This is a genomic window from Limisphaera sp. VF-2, assembly GCF_049537125.1.
Taxonomy (GTDB): Bacteria; Verrucomicrobiota; Verrucomicrobiia; order Limisphaerales; family Limisphaeraceae; genus Limisphaera.
Genome location: NZ_JBMVQY010000003.1, coordinates 463,667 through 482,881, shown reverse-complemented (window position 1 = coordinate 482,881; position 19,215 = coordinate 463,667). Strand labels below are relative to the sequence as shown.

Genomic DNA, 19,215 nt, shown 5'->3' with positions numbered 1-19,215 from the left:
TCAGGGATGGGGATGATGCGGTGCCCGCAAGGGCTTCGTCGAGGCGGGCCGGGGCTCCGGCGGCGGTCGCGGCTTCCACAGCAGCCGCCAGAGACCGAGTCGGTTCAAGTTGCTGGTGGTCACCGAAAGATTCTGCGCAATGCTTTGCAGTTGTGCGGCCAGCTCCTCGTCCGTCAACAACCGGCCCGCCACACCCCGGCCGGCGCGCAGGTCCTGCAGAATCTGCTCCAGGTTGGCCGTAATGGAGTCCAGACGCTCCAGGCTCTGTGCGAGCTCGTTCGTGTGGCTTTCCAACACCCGGTTGAGCTGATGGGTGAACCGGCTGAACTCGGCCGTGGCGAAGTTCAGATTGCTGACCGCCAGCTCGACATTGGGCGCCTGCGCATCCAGCAGATGCTCGACGCGTTCCATGGCCCGTGCGGCGCGCCCGGAGAACTGACCCAACTGATCGAGCGTGTTCGACACCTGCACCAGATTGGGTTCGTTGAGCACCACCCGACGAATGTCCGCGATCGTGGCATCCAGCCGCCGCGCCGTCTGGTCAATGCGACGGATGAACCCGCTGGCGTCGCGTGCGGTCTGTTGCAGGTTGAACGGGGGCGGGCATTCCGCCTCCTCGCCCGGTTCGAAATACCGGGCCGCGCCGTTGGTGCCCGGGTAGATGGCCACGTACTGGTCGCCCAAAAACCCGCTTTGCTCGATCACAAAGAGGGCGTTGGTGCGGATGCGGTACTCCTGCAGGATCCGGAGCGTCAGCCGGGCAATCCCGGCCTCCGGATCCAGCTGCAGGTCCGTGACGTTGCCGATGGGATAGCCGGCCATCAGAACCGCGGCGCCGCGTTTGATCCCGCCGATGTCGGTTGTGCGCAGATGCAGCGTGTAGGTGCGGGCGAAGCGCGTGACGCCCTTGCTGAAGCTGACCAGCAGGCCGGCCAGCAACACCAGCCCCACCGCTACAAACAGGCCCACCTTCCATTCGAGCGAGCGGTTCTCCATGGCTCAAAAGTCCGGATGCTTCGGGTCCGACACGCCATCAATGAAACGCCGCAGGACCGGGTCGGTCGAGGCAAAGATCTCCTCGGTCGGCCCGGCGGCATAGATGCGTTTGTCGTGGAGCATGGCCACGCGATGCCCCACCCGACGGGCACTGCGCATGTCGTGCGTGACCACCACGCTGGTCACCCGCAACTGATCGCGGATGCGGATGATGAGCTGGTCGATCGAATCGGCCACGATGGGATCGAGGCCGCTGGTCGGCTCGTCATACAGCAGGATTTCGGGACGGTACACAATGGCGCGGGCCAGGCCCACCCGCTTGCGCATGCCGCCGGAGAGCTCGGCCGGGCGTTTGTGCTCGATGCCGGGCAGGTCCACCAGCTCCAACGCCTCCGCCACGCGCCGCGCGATTTCGGCGCGGGTGAGGTTGCGCTGATTCCGGAAGGCAAACGCCACATTCTCGGCCACGCTGAGGGAATCAAACAGGGCGGCGTTCTGGAACAACATGCCGAACTTGCGGCGCACCTGCAGCAGGCTGCGCTCGTCCATGCGCGTGATGTCCTGCCCGTCCACGTACACCGATCCCGCATCCGGCTGCAACAAGCCGATCAGGTGTTTGAGCAGCACACTCTTGCCGCAGCCGCTGCGTCCGATGATGACCACCGACTCCCCCCGCTCGATCCGAAGGTCCACCCCCTCCAGTACGGTCTGCGGACCAAAGCGCTTGGTCAACTGACGCACCTCGATCATAACCCCAGGGCGGTCAGCAGCGGCGTCAAGCCGAGTGTCAGGAAGAAATTCGCCACCAGAATCGAAATCGACGCCACGACCACCGCTTCCGTGGTGGCCCGCCCCACTCCTTCGGCCCCCAGCCCGCAGTTCAAACCCTTGTAGCAGCCCACCAATGCCACAATGCCGCCATAGATCACCGCCTTGATCAGCCCGATCACCACGTCCACCGCACCGGTGTACCGCAGCATGTTGTGCCAGGCATACGCCGGGTCGATCCCCAACAGACCCACCCCCACCAGGTAGCCCGCCCCGATGCCCACCGCAATCGCTTCCGCAGTCAGCAACGGCAGCGCCACGTGCGCCGCCAGTAACCGCGGCACGACCAGGTAATCCACCGGATGCGTGGCCAGGGTCCGCAGGGCATCGATCTGTTCCGTCACCCGCATCGTGCCCAACTCGGCGGCAATGGCCGCCCCCACCCGGCCCGCCACCATCAGCCCGGTGAGCACGGGCCCCAGCTCGCTGCACATGGACACACTCACCACCGCCAGGGTCGCCGTGTCCATCTTGACCTTGTGAAACTGAAAGAATGTCTGCGCCGCCAGCACCATGCCGGTGAACGCGCCGGTGATGAGGATCACCGACTGCGATTTGACGCCCATGAAATGAACTTGATACAACACGTCCCGCCAACTGGCCCGGCCGCGGAACAGGGAGCCGAACGCCTCGCGCGCCAGCAAAGCCACCCGGCCCAGCCCGCAAAGCCAGTCCGACCACCAAGCACAGCCCACGCGCATGGGCGCACTTCTAGCAAACCGCCCGCATCCCCGAAAGCAAAAGACGCCGCCTGCCTCCCGGCCACCCTCGCCGGTCGCACGGGAGCCGGGGAACCCGCGCCGATCGGGCCTGAGGCGCCTGCCGAAACAGTTGCGGACCCGCCAGGGGCACCTGCGCGGGCAGGGAATCCCAAAAGCAGCCCTGTTGCCATGGGGGAAATCCTTTGCGGGGCTCCTCCCGCAGAGTCCACGCGGCCCTTGCGGAGAGATTTCGAGCCCCACAAGGATTGCACCACGAGCCCGTGGTTCGAGGCGCAAGGGTTGTCCGACCCACAGTTCGCATCCGCCCACGACAGCTCACCGGGCCCGTCGTGGCAAAGGCCGGTTCCCGGGCCCTAGAGCTCGTCCATGGCTGTACTCCTCTCGCTGCCGGTGTTCAGAAAACGCCCACGGCTGCGCCCGCGCCCTGGTTGCCCCCTCCTTTGTGGGGCAATTCACTCGGGAGCCGGTTCTGAAGCGCAGGAAGCCGAGCCGGGTGCCGGACTGAACGCGAGCACGCAGCCTGCAATCGCGGAATTCTCGGCGGCCGAGTCACGCCACGGGGACGGGCTCCCCGAACTTCCTCGCTTGGAACGCGCCGATGGGAAAAGCCGGCCGCTACGCCCGGAGCTCGTCCCCCGGCCGCGCACCCTGCCGATCGACCCGGCAGGCCGGCCCGACCCATTTGCCCACGAAGGCCGCGGTCTGCTCCGCTCAAACAACCGTGAGTGGGTCGAACCGTGAGTGGATCGTCCGGGCCCGGCGGCCACGCCGCTACCTCCGGGCGACACGGGTTTGATTCACCGGCCCTGGGGCCGGCACGGGCTGCCGGACGCGCGCAGCGAGGAGGCCTCACGCACGCGCCCAAGGGGTTGCAGGGCGACATTGCAGCGGGCCGGTCCTCTGCGGAGTCCGCAGGAGACCGCCAGTTCGCGAGCAGAGGGCGCGCCCCTAGCTCGAAAGTGCACCCGCCGCCGGCGCGTTCTGCTTGAAGACCAGCTTGTCGCCCTCGACGGTCACCTGCACGGGCTCGCCCTCGTGGATCGTGCCGCGGAGGATCTCCTCGGCCAGCGGATCCTCCAGGTACCGCTCCACGGCCCGCCGCATCGGCCGGGCGCCGTACTGCGGATCGTACCCTTTCTGCACGAGGAACTCCTTGGCAGCCGCGTCCAGCTCCAGGCGGATGTTCCGTTGCTGCAGTCGGCTGAGCACCTTGCCGATCTCCAGATCCAGGATGGCGATGAGGTCGGCCTTGTTCAGCGGCCGGAACACGATCACGTCGTCAAGCCGGTTCAGGAACTCCGGCCGGAAGACGCGCTTGGCCTCGTCGAGGATCTTTTCCCGGATTCGCTCGTAGGTCAGTTCCTCGCTCGTAGGCCCGAAGCCGATGGTCCCCTGCCGCCGGATGATCTCCGAACCGACGTTCGAGGTCATCAGGATGATCGTGTTGCGGAAGTTGACCACCCGGCCGACGTTGTCGGTGAGTTTGCCCTCTTCGAGGATCTGGAGCAGCATGTTCCAGACGTCCGGGTGGGCCTTCTCGATCTCGTCGAACAGCACCACCGAATAGGGCTTGCGGCGGACCTGTTCGGTCAGCTGGCCCCCTTCCTCGTAGCCCACATACCCGGGCGGCGACCCGATGAGGCGCGAGACGTTGAACTTCTCCATGTACTCGCTCATGTCGAGCTGGATCAGCGACTTGCTGTCGCCGAACAACTGCTCGGCCAGCGTCTTGGCCAGCAGGGTTTTGCCCACCCCGGTGGGGCCCAGGAGCAGGAAGGATCCGATGGGCCGACGCGGATCCTTCAGATCGGCCCGCGAGCGCCGCAGCGCCTTGCAAATGGCCGTCACCGCCTCGTGCTGGCCCACGATGACCTTCTCCATTTCGGCCTCGGTGGCCAGGAGCCGCTGCATCTCGCCCTGCTCCATGCGCTGCAGGGGAATCCCGGTCCATTTCGACACCACCTGCAGGATGTCTTCCTCGTCCACCTTGACCCGCTTCTCCTCCCGGGTGGTCCGCCACTCGCGCAGCAGGGCCTCCAGTTTTTCCTTGGCCTGCTTCTCCTTGTCGCGCATGGCGGCGGCGCCTTCGAAATCCTGATTCTTGATGGCCTGTTCCTTGGCGGCCTTGATCTCTTCGATCTTGGCCTCCAGGGCCTTGATTTCGGGCGGACGAATCATGGTGCTGATGCGTGCCCGCGAACCGGCCTCGTCCATCAGGTCGATGGCCTTGTCCGGCAGGTACCGGTCGGTGATGTACCGGACCGAGTAGCGCACCGCCGCCTCCAGGGCCTTGTCGGTGTACTCGACCTTGTGATGCTCCTCGTACTTGGGGCGAAGCCCCTTGAGGATGAGGATGGTCTCCTCGGGCGACGGCTCATCCACGCGCACCGCCTGGAACCGGCGCTCCAGGGCGGCGTCCTTCTCGATATACTTCCGGTACTCGTTGAGCGTGGTGGCGCCGATGCACTGCAGCTCGCCCCGACTGAGCGCCGGCTTGATGATGTTCGAGGCGTCCATGGTGCCCTCGGCAGAGCCGGCGCCCACGATGGTGTGCAATTCGTCAATGAACAGGATGACGTTGCGCGAGCGCCGAATCTCGTCCATCACGGCCTTGATCCGCTCCTCGAACTGGCCGCGGTACTTGGTGCCGGCCACCATGAGCGCCAGGTCCAGCGTGATGAGCCGCTTGTCCCGCAGGATTTCGGGCACGTTGCCGGCCGCAATCTCCTGGGCCAGGCCCTCGACAATGGCCGTCTTGCCCACGCCGGCCTCGCCCAGCAAAACGGGATTGTTCTTGGTGCGCCGGCAGAGGATCTGAATGACCCGCTCGATTTCGTTGCGTCGGCCGATGACCGGATCGAGCTCCCCGCGCCGGGCGATCTCGGTCAGATCGCGCCCGAACGCCTTCAACGCAGGTGTCTTGACCTCGCCGGCCTTGCGCCCCGGCGTCGGCTTCTCCTGCGGTTCGCCGGGCGAAGGTTCCTCCTGGGCGGCAAAGTTGGGGTCCAGTTCGCGCAGGATCTCCTGCCGGGTCTGCTCCAAATCCACGTCAAAGCTCTTCAACACGCGGGCGGCCACGCCGTCGCCCTCGCGGAGCAGGCCCAACAGAATGTGTTCCGTGCCCACGTAGGTGTGATTGAGCGCTTTGGCTTCTTTCTGCGCCAGGGCCAGGACCTTTTTGACGCGGGGCGTGAACGGGATGGTGCCCATGATCTTCTGGTCCGGGCCGGTGCCCACGAGTTTCTCCACCTCAAGCCGGACGGATTCCAGGTCGAGGCCCATGCGCTGGAGGACGTTGACGGCCACGCCCTGGCCCAGCTTGAGCAGACCGAGGAGCAAATGCTCCGTGCCCACAAAATTGTGGTTGAATCGGTCGGCTTCCTTCCGCGCCAGCGCCAGCACCTGCTGCGCTCGCGGAGTGAAATTGCTCATGGACTCTTCGCTCATAGCCACCCTCAAATTGCGCCATGCGGCCCGCTTTGTCCAGTGCCGCCGCCGTCGGCCCGACCCGACGCAGGGGACGGTCTGCACCGCACCGCTTCCTTTTTCGGCCGATTCGCGCCAACCCTGAAGCTGCAGCTGTGGCCGCCCCTGCCACGGCCGAGCCAGATCACGGTGCGTCCAAACCCTGGCGCACGGTCGGAAGAGCGCTCACCCCGCATCCCCCTGCTCTCCCAACAACAGCCACTTCGGATCCCCGGCCGCACCATGGATCGCTGTCGGCGCGTGCCACCGCGTGCGGGACCCAGGGCCTGATCCGACGATCGCGTCCAACATGCCGCGCATGCATCCATTCTTCAAGTCCGGATCCCCGGGGCCGAGAGTCCGAAAAGGTCCCTCTCCCTGTCTGGCGAAGGGACGCGCCCGGGCAAAACCAGCCGCCGCGGCAAGAGTTCGGCCCCGGGCAAACCCGCCGACACCCAAACATCGAATCGCACGGTCGTCGGGCTCGGACCCCCGGCTTCTGAACCAGCCCAAGGGGTCGAACACAGCGCAAGAGCAATCCCGGCGCGGCGCAATGAACGATCGGATCCTGCATTCGCCCCCGGGACACAGCAAAGGAAAACCATCCCGGCAGCGACACAGACGGAGACTGACCAGAATTGGGCATTGGCCGGGGACGGGCGGAGGGGCAATCTGGAGCTCGCGCTGGCGCGAAGGGCCACGCGGCAGTTGCGCCGTTCTTAGGGAGACCGCAACGCAAGCAAACGGACGTCCAACATGAAACCGAGAAAGATCGCCCCACGCACATGTCCCCCCGCCGGGAGCTGGCGCCCGCTCCTGTGGCTCTCTCTTCTGCTGCTGCCGTGGGCCCATGCGCAAACCAATGTCTGGCCTCCGATCACCCGGCAGGCCCGCCCCTGGACGTACTGGTGGTGGATGGGCAGCGCGGTGGACCGCACCAACCTGGTGCGTGAACTCACCCGCTACCGCGAGGCAGGCCTGGGCGGCGTTCATATCATCCCCATCTACGGCGCGAAGGGGTGGGAGGACCGCTACGTCCCGTACTTGAGCCCCGCCTGGCTTGACTTGCTCGACACCACGGTTCGCGAAGCCGAGCGGCTGGACCTGGGCGTGGACATGACCACGGGCACCGGATGGTGCTTCGGCGGCCCCCGCGTGACCGATCGGGAGGCAAACGCGCTGGTGGAGGCGCGCGAGTTCACAGTGGCGGCCGGCGAGACCTGGTCTGCAACCTTCGAAGTGGGCTCTCTGCAGGCCCTGATGGCCTTCGGCCCCGCAGACCAACGAATGGATCTGCTTCCCCACCTGCGCGAGGACGGTTCGGTCACATGGCAGCCCCGGGACGGTCCGTGGCGCGTGATCGGCGTTTCTCAGCGCCCCTCCGGGCAGCGCGTCAAACGGGCCGCGCCCGGTGGCGAAGGGCACATGCTGAACTTGTTCGAGCCCCTGGCCATGACCAACTACCTGCGCTGGTTCGACGAAGCCTTCTCCGGATATTCCGGGGCGCGTCCCCGGGCCCAGTACCATGACTCGTACGAGTATCGCTGCGACTGGTCGCCCAGTCTGTTCGTCGAATTCGAGCGCCGGCGGGGTTACCGGTTACAAGATCATCTCGACGCCTTCTTCGGCCGCGAACCCACCGACCGCGCCGCACGCATCAAATGCGACTACCGCGAAACCCTCTCGGACTTGATGGCCGAGGTCACGCTGCCCCTCTGGACGGCCTGGGCCCATCGTCACGGATGGCTGACGCGCAACGAGGCTCATGGCTCTCCCGGCAACTGGCTGGATCTGTACGCGGCCGCCGACATTCCGGAAACCGAGATGTTCCATCGCGATCGCAATCGTCTCCTTTGCAAGTTTGCCTCCTCCGCCGCGCACCTGACCGGCCGGCCCCTGGTCAGCAGCGAAACCGGCACCTGGCTGGCCGAGCATTTCACCGAAACGCTGGCCGATCTCAAAGGCCTGCTGGATGACTTCTTCCTCAGCGGCGTCAACCACGTGTTCTATCACGGCACCTGCTATTCTCCGGACGAAGTGCCCTGGCCCGGCTGGCTCTTTTACGCCAGTTTCCAGATGAACCCTCGAAACCCCGTTTGGCGCGACGCGCCCATCCTCAACCGCTACGTGGCGCGGTGCCAGGCGGTGTTGCAATCAGGACGTCCCGACAACGATCTGCTCCTGTACTGGCCCATCCACGATCTCTGGCACAATCCCACCGGCACCGCCCGCAATCTCACCATTCACGCCCGCGACTGGTTCGAATCCCAGCCGGTCGGCGAAGTGGCCGCGGAGCTGTGGGCGTGGGGCTACGCATTCGACTACGTCTCCGATCGCTTCCTGGCCCGGGCCCACGCGGAACAGGGCCGGGTTCATCTGCCCGGAGGCGCCTACCGCGGGGTGGTGGTGCCGGCCTGTCAGCGGATGCCAGTCCCCACGTTGCGCAAGTTGCTCGAGCTGGCCGAAGCCGGCGCACCGGTGTTTTTCGCGCGCGGGCTGCCGGAAGATGTCCCCGGCTGGCACCAACTGGAGGCGCGGCGCAAGGAACTGGCCGCGTTGCTCGAGCGCGCGCAGGCCCTGCGGACCCGGGCCGGCGTCCGACTCTACGTCGGCGACTTGTTGCGTGCCCTCTCGATCGCAGGCATCGAACGGGAACCGATGTTTGATTTCGACGGGCTGATGTGCATCCGCCGCGCCCTGCCCAATGGCGGGTATTACTACTTCGTGGCCAACCGTGCCGCCACGGAGGCGTTCGAGGGCTGGGTGACCCTGGCCCGGCCGGCCCGGGCAGTGCGCATTCTGGACCCCATGACCGGCCGGTACGGCCGACCGCCCACGCGCGTGACCGCGGAGGGCGGTGCGGCGGTGTACCTTCAGCTTTGGCCCGGCGCTTCACTGATTCTCCAAACCGGCAACCAGCCCTTCGAAGATCCGCCGTGGACATGGTGGACCGCGGCCGGCCCGTCCTTTCCCTTGGAGGGCCCGTGGGAAGTGGAGTTCATCGCCGGCGGTCCCACCCTGCCCGCTCGTTACACGGCCGAGCGCGCGGGTTCATGGACCGAGGGCGGCGATCCCGAACGGGAACGGTTTGCCGGCACTGCGCGGTACACCCTTCGCTTCGATGCACCCCCGGCTGTCGCCACGGTTTGGAGGCTCGACCTGGGCCGCGTGGCCCAGAGCGCCCGCGTGCGTCTGAATGGCCGGGACGTGGGCACCTGCCTCATGCCGCCCTGGCGTCTGGAGGTCCGCGACTTGCAACCCCGCAACAACATCCTTGAAATCGAAGTCACCAGCACCGCGGCCAATCGCATCCGCGACCTGGATCGGCGTGGCGTGGCCTGGAAGACTTTTCACGACATCAACTTTGTGAACATCAACTACCGGCCGTTCAACGCCGCGGATTGGCCCGTGCGGGAGTGCGGCCTGCTCGGACCGGTCACGCTGACGCCGTTGGAACCGATCGCCCTCAGAGAATAGCCTTCCATGAGCCTGATGCTGCGCATTCCCTGTGCCCGTGGGCTGCTGGCCCTGGCCGTCTTCACCCTCGCGGGGTCGGCGTTCGCTGTCGCAGCCGGGCCGGAGCCCGATCCGGTGGACCCGGCCGTCCTGCAGCGCATCTACGAGGAGGTCAAAACACCCTACAAGTACGGCATCGTCTTGCGCGCCCCGCCGGGGCGAAAAGTCGATTGCCCCAACGTGTTCCGCTTCGGCGGCCGCTGGTACATGGTGTATGTCCAGTTCGAGAACGACCCCGAGGGGTACACGACCCAGTTGGCCGTCAGCGACGATCTTCTCCACTGGGAGCCGCTGGGGACGATTCTGGAGCGGGGCGGGGCCGGTGCCTGGGACGCCGCCAATGCCGCCGGCGGCCTGGCGTTGTTCGATCCCGAATGGGGCGGCAGCCATGCCCTGCTGTCCTACGAGGGACGCTACTGGATGTCTTATCTGGGCGGCCCCAATCCCGGCTATGAGAAGCCGCCCCTGATGATCGGTTTGGCCTGGACCGATCACCCCGCCCGACCGCGGCCCTGGAACAAGTTACCGCAACCGGTCCTGCGTCCGGACGATCCCGACCGACGTGACTTTGAAAGCGAGGTGCTGTTCAAAAGCCACATCCTGCGCGACGAGACGCTGAGCCTGGGCGCCCCGTTTGTGATGTTCTACAACGCGCGCCCGCCCCGGGGCGACGAACGCATCGGCATCGCCGTCTCTTCGGATTTGCAACACTGGCGCCGACACGGATCCGAACCGGTCATCGCCGCCGTGCGACCCGAGGGACTCAAACACGGGGTCATCTGTGGCGACCCCCAGGTCGTCCGCATCCACGGACACTGGGTCATGTTCTACTTCGGTGCCTTCTGGAAACCCGGCGCGTTCGACACCTTCGCCGTGTCACGGGATCTGCAGCATTGGACCCCCTGGACCGGACCGGACCTGGTCGCGCCCTCCGAGCCCTGGGACCGCGAGTTTGCCCACAAGCCGTGGGTGCTCAAGCATCAGGACGTGGTTTACCATTTCTACTGTGCCGTGGGAGACCAGGGCCGCGTCATCGCCCTGGCCACCTCGCGCGATTTGCGCGCCCGACCGCCCGCGGCCCGGACCGATCCTCGCCCCACGCTCTGGCTCATCGGCGACTCCACCGTCCAAACCACCACGGCCGGTCAGATGGGGTGGGGCACGCCCCTGCCACGCTTCTTCGACACCAACGCCGTGCGCATCGTCAACCGCGCCCGCGGCGGCCGCAGCAGTCGCACCTTTCTCACCGAAGGTCTCTGGGACAAGGTGCGTGCCGAGCTGCGCCCGGGCGACTTTGTCCTCATGCAATTCGGGCACAACGACGGAGGCCCGCTCGACGAGGGTCGGGCCCGCGCCAGCCTCAAGGGCATCGGGCCGGAAACCGTGGTCATCACGAACCGAACCACGGGCATGCAGGAAACCGTGCACACGTATGGCGCGTATCTGCGTCGCTACATTCGGGACACCCGTGCCCACGGCGCCACCCCCGTGGTGTTGTCCCCGGTGCCCCGCAACCGATGGGAGGCCGGTCGCGTTCTCCGCAACCGGGAGGATTACGGCGGCTGGGCCGCCGCCGTGGCCCGCGAAGAGAACGCGCTGTTCATCGATTTGAACGAGCTGGTCGCCCGTCACTACGAGGAGCTCGGGCCGGACACTGTCCGGGCACGGTACTTCCGTGCGGAGGATCACACGCACACCACGCCCGAAGGGGCCGAGGCCACGGCACGCCTCCTGGCCGAAGCCCTGTCCCGGCAATCCGATCTGCCGCTGGCCCGCTGGGTCCGGCTGCCGACCGGGTCCAGCGAACCATGAGCGTACCCCGCTGAACAGCCGATCATTGTGTTTGCCATGAAAAAGCCGTTGCCACTGTGGAGGAACATGCGTCGCCGCGCAGGTGTCATGGTGCTGAGTCTGCTCACCTCTGCGGCGTTCGCCGCACTGCGTTTGGAGCCGGGGCCACCGCCGGGTCCGCCGCCCACCCCGCCGCCCGAAGGGCCCACAGCCGTGCTCCGGTTGCATGCCCCGGCACTGCAGCCGCTGCGCGATCAACGCACCCTGCAGTTGGACCGGATCTTTTTCGTGACGTCCCGGGGCCGTTTCTACCTGCCGCCTCCGGCTTCGCTCGAGGTCCACGCCGGCCCGACCAACGCTGTCGAGCAAACCTGGTCCGCGCCGGATGGCCGGAACGTCCGCATTCAGGTACGCATCGACGGCCCGCACTTTCGCGTTCGTCTGCAGGCCGAGCCGGCCGAGGACATTCTGGGCTGGGGCTTCAGCACGGAGGCGGAGGCGAACGAGTATTTCACCGGGCTGATGGAGCGGGTCGTGGACGGTCCGCAACAGGCGTCCTGGGCGCCCGGCATTCAGGCTGCCATGAACCTGCGCGGCCAGGCGGTCGAGATGATCCTCAAGCCCACCACCTCGGTCTATGCGCCCTTCCATCTTTCTTCGCGAGGCTACGCGATGCTGATCCAGTCCGAATGGCCCGGCCGTTACGATTTCTGCGCCACGGACCCGGATCGGGTGCACATCGGGTTCGAGGGCCCGGACCTGACCGTGCGCATTTACACAGCCGACCACCCCGCCGAGCTGGTCCGCGCCCACGCCCTGGAGGTCGGCCCGCCGGTCCTGCCGCCGCGCTGGATGTTTCGACCCTGGCGCTGGCGCGACGAGCACCGGCACCGTGCCAGCTACTATGACGGAACCCCGGTCACGGGCCCGTTCAATTCGGAAATGATGGAGGATGTCCTGATGATGCGCGCCTTCGGCATTCCCTGCGGTGTCTATTGGATCGACCGGCCCTGGGGCCCGGGCCGACTCGGCTACGATGACTTCGAAATCGATCCCAAGCGCCTGCCGCACTTTGCCGAGTCCGTGCAGTGGCTGGCCGAGCAGGACATTCGCATGGTGCTCTGGATCGGTCCCTTCTACCAGGGCCACATGGCCACCAACGCCCTGGAGCGCGGCTGGAACCTCCCCGGACAACCCCCCTGGCCCAACAACTGGCCGCTGGTGGATTTTACCCATCCGGCGGCCCGCGCCTACTGGCAGGAGGGCGTGGCGAAGCTCCTCCGACTCGGTGTGGCCGGATTCAAGCTCGACCGCGCCGAAGAGGACATCCCGGAACACGGTCCCTGGCGCGTGCACGACGGCCGCTCCCTCCGGCAAAACCGAAACATCTATCCCGTGCTCTACCTGCAGGCCGCGTATGAAGTCGCCCGCAAATATCGCGGCGATGACTTCGTCCTCATGCCCCGCGCCGCCTACACCGGCAGCAGCCGGTATGGTGTGTTCTGGGGCGGCGACATCGGCGGAACCCAGGAGGGCCTGCGCGCCTCCATCATCGCGGCGCAGCGCTCCGCCGTCATGGGCTATCCCTTCTGGGGGTCCGACACCTGCGGGTACAACCAACAATTGCTCGAACAAGAGGTCTGCGCCCGATGGTTGGCCTTCAGTTGTTTCACTCCGATCTTCGAAGTGGGCCCCACGCGCAACGTCGGGTTCTGGAACCTCCCGCGGCCGCCGGAATATGACGAACTGCTGATCGCGGCCTGGCGCCTCTACGCCCGGCTGCACGACCGCCTGGCAGACTACGGATGGGCCCTGGCGCTGGAAGCCCACCGCACCGGAATGCCGCTGGTCCGTCCGCTGTTCCTGTTGGATCCAAAAGCGCCCGAGGCCTGGGCCAACTGGTGGACCTTTGCCTACGGACCCGACCTGATTGTTTCGCCGGTCTGGCAAAAAGGCCAACGCGAACAGCAGGTTTACCTGCCCGCCGGCCAACGGTGGCGCGAGGCCTGGCGGCCCGACCGCGTCCACGAGGGCGGGCAAACGGTCACCGTGCCGGCCGAAGTTCATCAAATCCCCATCTTTGTGCGAGAGGGTTCCGGCCTGGAACTCGGGGATCTGAATCGCGAATGGGAAGATGCGCGCCGGATCGCTGCGCGTCGGCCCGATCTGAAAGTACTCGACGCCGAGGTCCGGCACTGGTTTGAATCGCGGCGGCGTTCAACCACCGCTCGGACACCATGAGGCCGCCACGTCTCCTGCTTTGGGCCCTCCTTGCCCTGTGGGCAGCGTCGGAGGGAACCGCGCACGCAGCGGAAACACCGGACTCGTTGCCGGCGTTGGCCGCTGCGCGGTCCCCCGCTCCCAAGCCCCTGTACCGGGATCCGGTCCACGATGGCGCCGCCGATCCCGTCGTCCTCTGGAATCCCCATCGCCAGCGGTGGTGGATGTTCTATACGAACCGCCGCGCCAATGCGACCAACGCACCCGGCGTGGCCTGGGTCCACGGCACCCGCATCGGCATTGCCGAGTCTCCGGACCGCGGCGTTTCCTGGCACTACCTCGGCACTGCCGATATTTCATTGCCCCCGGAATATGGCGGTGACCAGGCCACGCACTGGGCCCCCGAAGTCATCACCGACCCGGACGGGCTCCATCACATGTTCCTGACGGTCGTGCCCGGCATCTTCACCGACTGGAATCACCCGCGCGACATCGTCCATCTGACCAGTACGAACCTCCGTTCCTGGCAGTTCGTACAGCGTCTGGCCCTCGCCTCCGACCGGGTCATCGACGCCTGCGTCCTGCGGCTGCCCGATGGCACCTGGCGGCTCTGGTACAACAACGAACGCGACCGTAAATCGATCTACTACGCCGATAGCCCGGATCTCCGGCACTGGACGGATCGCGGCAAAGCCGTGGGCGATCAGCCGGGCGAGGGTCCGAAGGTCTTTGCCTGGCATGGCTGGTACTGGATGATCACCGACGTCTGGCAGGGGCTGGCCGTGTACCGTTCTTCCAATGCCCTGCACTGGATCCGGCAGCCCGAAAACCTCCTCAGCCGACCCGGCCAGGGTCCGGACGACGGTGTGAACGGCCAGCACGCGGACGTGGTCGTGTCAGGCCACCGCGCGTTCCTCTTCTACTTCACTCACCCCGGCCGCCGGGGACCCGACGCCCGGAAGGACGGATTCGAACAACGCCGCAGTTCCATTCAGGTCGTCGAACTCCAGTTCACCAACGGCTGGCTCACCTGCGACCGCGACGCCCCGACCTACATCGAGTTGCTGCCTCCGGCCACCCCGGCCGGCCAGTTCTTCCCGGTCACCATCCAGGTGGACACCGTCCGAACCCTCGGTCCCTGGCCGCCCGTGTGGCGTTTCTTCGGTTGCGACGAGCCCAACTACGCCTACATGCCGCACGGCCGCAAACTCATGCAGCAACTCGGCCAGTTGCGGCCCGACCAGGTGTACTTCCGCACCCACAATCTCCTGAACAGTGGCGACGGCACCCCGGCACTCAAATGGGGTTCCACCGGCGTGTACCGGGAAGACGCCCAGGGCCGGCCCATCTACGACTGGACCATCCTGGACCGCATCTTCGATACCTACCGCGACTGCCGCGTGCGGCCGTATGTCGAGATCGGATTCATGCCCCGGGATCTTTCCGTCCGACCCGACCCCTACCAGCATTCTTGGAAGCCGGGGGCTCCCTACGAGGCCATTTATACGGGATGGGCCTGGCCGCCCAAGGATTACCAAAAATGGGCCGAACTGGTGTATCAGTGGGCCCGCCATTGCGTGGAACGATACGGCCCGGCCGAGGTCGAACAGTGGTACTGGCAGGTTTGGAACGAGCCGAACATCGGTTACTGGCAGGGTAGTCGCGAGGAATTCTTCAAACTCCACGACTTCGCCATTGCCGCCGTGCGACGGGCCCTTCCCACGGCCCGCGTCGGCGGACCCGATGTGGCTGGCAGCGGCGGCCGGTTCATGGAAGCGTTCCTGGAACATTGCCTGCGCGGCACCAACTACGCCACCGGCCAGCGCGGCACCCCCCTCGACTTTGTTTCCTTCCATGCCAAGGGTGCACCGATCTACACCAACGGGCATGTTCGCATGGGGCTCCACGTGCACCTGCGCACCACCCGCGACGGGTTCCGCCTCCTGAACCGGTTTCCCGAACTGCAAAACACCCCGGTGATCCTCGGGGAATCCGATCCCGAGGGCTGCGCCGCCTGCCAGGGACCTCAGCTCGGCTACCGCAACGGCACGCTTTACGCCAGTTACACCGCGGCCAGCTTCCCCCGCATCCTGGACCTGGCGCGGATCCATCGAATCCGGCTTGAGGGCGTGTTGACCTGGGCCTTTACCTTCGAAGACCAACCTCCCTTCGCCGGGTTTCGTCAACTCGCCAGCGATGGCATCGACCTGCCGGTGCTCAACGTCTTCCGCATGTTCAGTCGGATGGACGGCGACGAACTCCGCACGACCAGCTCCGGCCAGCTCCCGCTGGACACCGTCCTGGACCGCGGCGTGCGCGAAACGCCGGACGTGGGCGCCGTGGCCACCCGCGCCGAATCCCACATCCATGTGCTCGTGTGGCATTACCACGACGACGACCGGCCGGGCCCAACCGCACAGGTGGAGGTCGTCCTGCAAGATCTGCCGGGCGATTGGCATCAGCTCGAGTTTCGGCATTTCCGCATCGACGACAGCCACAGCAACGCCTATGCGGAATGGCTGCGCCTGGGCAGGCCTGTTCCGCTCAGCGCCGCGGACCGAGCCCGGTTGGAAGCCGCCGCGGCCCTGGCCGAATACGAGCCGGCCCGTGCCCTGCCCGTTCACCAGGGCCGCGCTTCCGTGCATTTTGCACTCCCGCGCCAGGGCGTCTCCTTGCTGGTCTTCACCGGTCGTACATCCTCGGGAGTGTCTTCCCGCTAGGCTTCTTCGATCCCAGTCCGAGGCGACCAGGCGGAACCGTGGAATCCGGTTTTGAACCATTGGTTCCTCAGCAGCCTTCCCGGTTGGCGTCGGGCCGGCTTCCCCGGACTTCTGGTGGCCGGCCTCTGCTTCGTCGTGCCGGCGGCTTCCTTGGTCACCCTCCCGGCCCGGGCCCATCTTTGCTCTGGTAAGTCGCCCTGCGTGGAAGCCCTGCTGCGAGGAGTGCGACCGGGCATGGTGGCCGTCGTGGCTCGTGCCCTGGGAGGGCTGGCGCGGCATGCCTCGAAGTCGCCCCCGCTGAGCGCGGGTGGCTGCCCTGCCTGCGGCGCTGGCCCCGGCCGGCGTGCACAAGCTCATCGTCCTCTTCAGCACGGGCGCGCTGCTGCCGTTGCTTTCGCGAACGGGACGTTCCGACGGCCGACGGCGGTGAAGATTCCTGCCTTTTCGGGCCGTGGCCGCACCCGCAGTTCCCGGGCCGTCCACGCCCGCGCTGGGTACCAATGTTCCTTTCTTTCTTCAAGGTGGACGCAATGCTGTTTGGTCGTGATTACGTGTTGCTCGCGTTCCTCCGGCCAGACCTGGCGGGGCGATGGCACTGGCCCATGGAAGCGCCGCTGGTAGCACGGCTGCGAAGCTGGCCGCTGTTGGGCAAGTTCCCGGACGGTTTGAACACAGCCGCGCTCGCACTGCTGGGCGTGGTGACCTGGCAATTGGGTCACGCCGCCCTGCTGGACCCGCTCTCTGCCGCCATCGCCGGCAGTCGGGACTGTCTTGTTGATCAATCCCGCTCTATGATCGGCGGGGCGCTGGTCGGAGCGTGCAGTCCATTTTTGATCTCGGTCCCATGAATGCGGAGGACATCGAGTTTTGGAACGGGCGATATCGGCAGGGTCGCATCCCCTGGGACGCCGGGCGGACGCCGCAACAACTCGTGCAATGGCTCCAACGGAATCCGCAACCCGCCCGAGTCCTTATCCCCGGCTGCGGTTCCGGCTATGAGGTTCGCACATTCCATGAGTACGGTTGGGATGTCCTGGCGGTGGACTTCGCACCAGCCTCCGTGGAACGGGCCCGCGCCGTCCTGGGTGATCTGGGTTCGCGCGTGGTGCTGGCCGATTTTTTCACCTGCCCGTTCGAGAGAGCGTTCGACGTGATCTATGAGCGGGCGTTCTTGTGCTCACTGCCGCCGCATCGGTGGCCCGAGTGCATCCGGCGCGTCTGGGAATGTCTGAGGCCCGGCGGACTGTGGCTTGGGTTCTTTCTGTACGGCCACGAGGACGAGCCCCCGCCCTGGCCGATGACGGAGGCCGATGCCCGACAGCTGGTGGAACCTCGCTTCGAGCGGATCGAAGAGGAACCGGCACTCGATTCCGTGCCGGTCTTTGCCGGGCGCGAACGCTGGCAGGTGTGGCGCAAACGAGCCGTTCCCTTGGGCCCCTCCGAGGAACCCTCCTGAGCTCCGGTTGCACGGCGATCCGTTTGTGCGGTCCATTTGCGAGAACCGCCACCTCGGGAATCTGCAAGGTGCAGAACCAGCGCGGTGCCATGGGCGCCCGCGAGCCCTCCTTCGCAACTCGGTCACACCAAGGTGCACCCCACCCGCGGGCTGTTCCCGGCGTCTCAACGCCACACGTGCCCGTCCGAGGCGGCAGAGCCATCGGGCAGGTCCAAACGGGACATTGCCCCCGCTTTCGCCGCCGGCAGCCCGGCCACCCCTGCGTTCGCGGGCAGCTGCAAGCGCCGCCGAAACTCGCTGGGGGTCATGCCCGTGTGCTTGCGAAAGAAGTGGCTGAAGTAAAACTCACTGGAGAAATTCAGTTGAGCCGCCACGTCCTTGATCGACAGCCGCGGATCGGCCAGCAACAATCGCGCCTGATCCAGGCGCACCCGCTGAATATTTTGATGGATGGTCCCCTGGCCGCTCTTGCGAAACAGGGCCCGCAACCCGGAATAACTCACCCGCGCCACCGCGGCCAGTTCGCGGGCCTTCCAGTCCTTGAGGGGGTTCGCGGCCAGGGCATTGAGCACCCGGGTCACCGGCGCCGGCAGCTCGCTCTGCGGCGAGACCAGGAGCCCGCGCGACATCAGCAACTGGCCCATCAGGTCGTTAATGCAGACATGGACCTGCCACTCCCAACCCACCGGACGGCGCCGCGCCAACCGCCACAGATTCTGATAGATGGTGCGGGCCCGCTGCGGCTCCTTCAGCTCGAACTCCGGTTGGGCCGAGGAGTCCAGGGTTTCGTGCCAGAACTCCAGGCCCGGTCCCCCGAACCGCACGCCGGTGATTGTCAGGTGGCTCCCCTCCTGGGGGCCGTAGGTCCGGGGCCGACTCATGTCCAAAAGCCACACCTTCGACCCCCGCTCCAACGTCCAGCGCCGCCCCGCGTACTCCACCCAACCCGCTCCCGACTGCACCCAAAACAAATGAGCCCCCGGCTTCTCGTAGGGCTCGTGATGATCCGGCTGCTCGATCCGCCGCGATCCGATGGAATACATGTGCCACAACAAACGGCGCGCCACCCGGGACGGCTCCGCAAAGGTCAGATTGCTGGCTTGATCACGCCGCAGCGGCATGTCCGACTCTTAACAAAGCCGCCGCAGCCTTGTCCATCCCGCGCGCAGTTCCCGACAACGGAACCCTCCGACGGAATTCGACGTGGTTCATCGGGCACCAATAACCCCGCCTCGAATCCGCACGGCGCGACCGCCAACCCCGCCGGTCAAACACAAAAGCCCGCGCGGTGCCCCTGGCGCGAGAATCCAAGTGGCGCATCGGACCGGGAGCCGCGGGCTTTGCCGATCCGTCCAAGGCGCCCTGAGGCATGTCGTGGTTTTCCGTGAACCGCGGCCACATCCGGAAGAGATCCACACACCGGGCCAAAAGCTTCGGCGCAGACACAATGGGCGCATGGCAGTTCTGTGGTGCCAGCCCCCGGCTGCCGGTCCTTTCTTCG

12 protein-coding genes and 1 pseudogene are annotated in these 19,215 nt (G+C 66.3%); 8 read left to right on the top strand and 5 right to left on the bottom strand.

Features of this window, described 5'->3' with window-relative positions; all coding sequences use genetic code 11:
* The 4 genes from ACPDIT_RS11870 to ACPDIT_RS11855 form a co-directional block, all read right to left on the bottom strand.
* Entirely contained in the window at nt 1–996 is a 996-nt protein-coding gene (locus ACPDIT_RS11870) for an MlaD family protein (RefSeq protein ID WP_423443735.1), read from the bottom strand.
* 3 nt (nt 997–999) lie between these two features.
* Nucleotides 1,000–1,746: an ABC transporter ATP-binding protein gene (locus ACPDIT_RS11865; RefSeq protein WP_423443733.1), complete on the bottom strand. Its 747-nt coding sequence runs from the start codon at nt 1,744–1,746 to the stop codon at nt 1,000–1,002.
* A complete protein-coding gene (locus tag ACPDIT_RS11860) occupies nt 1,743–2,525 on the bottom strand; it encodes an MlaE family ABC transporter permease (RefSeq protein ID WP_423443731.1) in 783 nt (260 codons plus the stop codon). Before ACPDIT_RS11860 ends, ACPDIT_RS11865 begins: the two co-directional genes overlap by 4 nt.
* A 969-nt stretch (nt 2,526–3,494) precedes the next feature.
* Entirely contained in the window at nt 3,495–5,993 is a 2,499-nt protein-coding gene (locus tag ACPDIT_RS11855; RefSeq protein ID WP_423443729.1) for an ATP-dependent Clp protease ATP-binding subunit, read from the bottom strand.
* Nucleotides 5,994–6,767: 774 nt separating this feature from the next.
* On the opposite strand from ACPDIT_RS11855, the gene ACPDIT_RS11850 reads away from it, so the two are divergent.
* From ACPDIT_RS11850 to ACPDIT_RS11815, 8 genes and pseudogenes are all read left to right on the top strand, one after another.
* On the top strand, nt 6,768–9,488 hold the full coding sequence (locus ACPDIT_RS11850; protein WP_423443727.1) for a glycosyl hydrolase: 2,721 nt from the start codon (nt 6,768–6,770) through the stop codon (nt 9,486–9,488).
* A 6-nt stretch (nt 9,489–9,494) separates the two neighbouring features.
* Nucleotides 9,495–11,339: a GDSL-type esterase/lipase family protein gene (locus tag ACPDIT_RS11845; RefSeq protein WP_423443726.1), complete on the top strand. Its 1,845-nt coding sequence runs from the start codon at nt 9,495–9,497 to the stop codon at nt 11,337–11,339.
* A 36-nt stretch (nt 11,340–11,375) separates the two neighbouring features.
* Nucleotides 11,376–13,559 (top strand): glycoside hydrolase family 31 protein, encoded by a 2,184-nt coding sequence (locus tag ACPDIT_RS11840; RefSeq protein ID WP_423443724.1) that lies wholly within the window; start codon nt 11,376–11,378, stop codon nt 13,557–13,559.
* Nucleotides 13,556–16,258: a GH39 family glycosyl hydrolase gene (locus ACPDIT_RS11835; RefSeq protein ID WP_423443722.1), complete on the top strand. Its 2,703-nt coding sequence runs from the start codon at nt 13,556–13,558 to the stop codon at nt 16,256–16,258. The genes ACPDIT_RS11840 and ACPDIT_RS11835 overlap by 4 nt, the downstream gene beginning before the upstream one ends.
* A gap of 51 nt (nt 16,259–16,309) precedes the next feature.
* Nucleotides 16,310–16,546 (top strand): annotated as a pseudogene (locus tag ACPDIT_RS11830) (chromate transporter); the annotation flags it as partial.
* Nucleotides 16,547–16,565: 19 nt separating this feature from the next.
* Nucleotides 16,566–16,688 (top strand): hypothetical protein, encoded by a 123-nt coding sequence (locus ACPDIT_RS11825; protein WP_423443836.1) that lies wholly within the window; start codon nt 16,566–16,568, stop codon nt 16,686–16,688.
* A 100-nt stretch (nt 16,689–16,788) separates the two neighbouring features.
* Nucleotides 16,789–17,106 carry a hypothetical protein gene (locus ACPDIT_RS11820; RefSeq protein WP_423443834.1) on the top strand — a complete coding sequence of 106 codons (318 nt, stop codon included), beginning with the start codon at nt 16,789–16,791 and terminating at the stop codon, nt 17,104–17,106.
* Nucleotides 17,103–17,714, top strand: coding sequence for a methyltransferase domain-containing protein (locus ACPDIT_RS11815; RefSeq protein ID WP_423443720.1), 612 nt, complete (start codon nt 17,103–17,105; stop codon nt 17,712–17,714). Before ACPDIT_RS11820 ends, ACPDIT_RS11815 begins: the two co-directional genes overlap by 4 nt.
* Nucleotides 17,715–17,878: 164 nt before the next feature.
* Here the strand turns inward: ACPDIT_RS11815 and ACPDIT_RS11810 are convergent, their stop codons facing one another.
* On the bottom strand, nt 17,879–18,835 hold the full coding sequence (locus ACPDIT_RS11810; RefSeq protein WP_423443718.1) for a helix-turn-helix transcriptional regulator: 957 nt from the start codon (nt 18,833–18,835) through the stop codon (nt 17,879–17,881).
* Between the last annotated feature and the right edge of the window lie 380 nt (nt 18,836–19,215).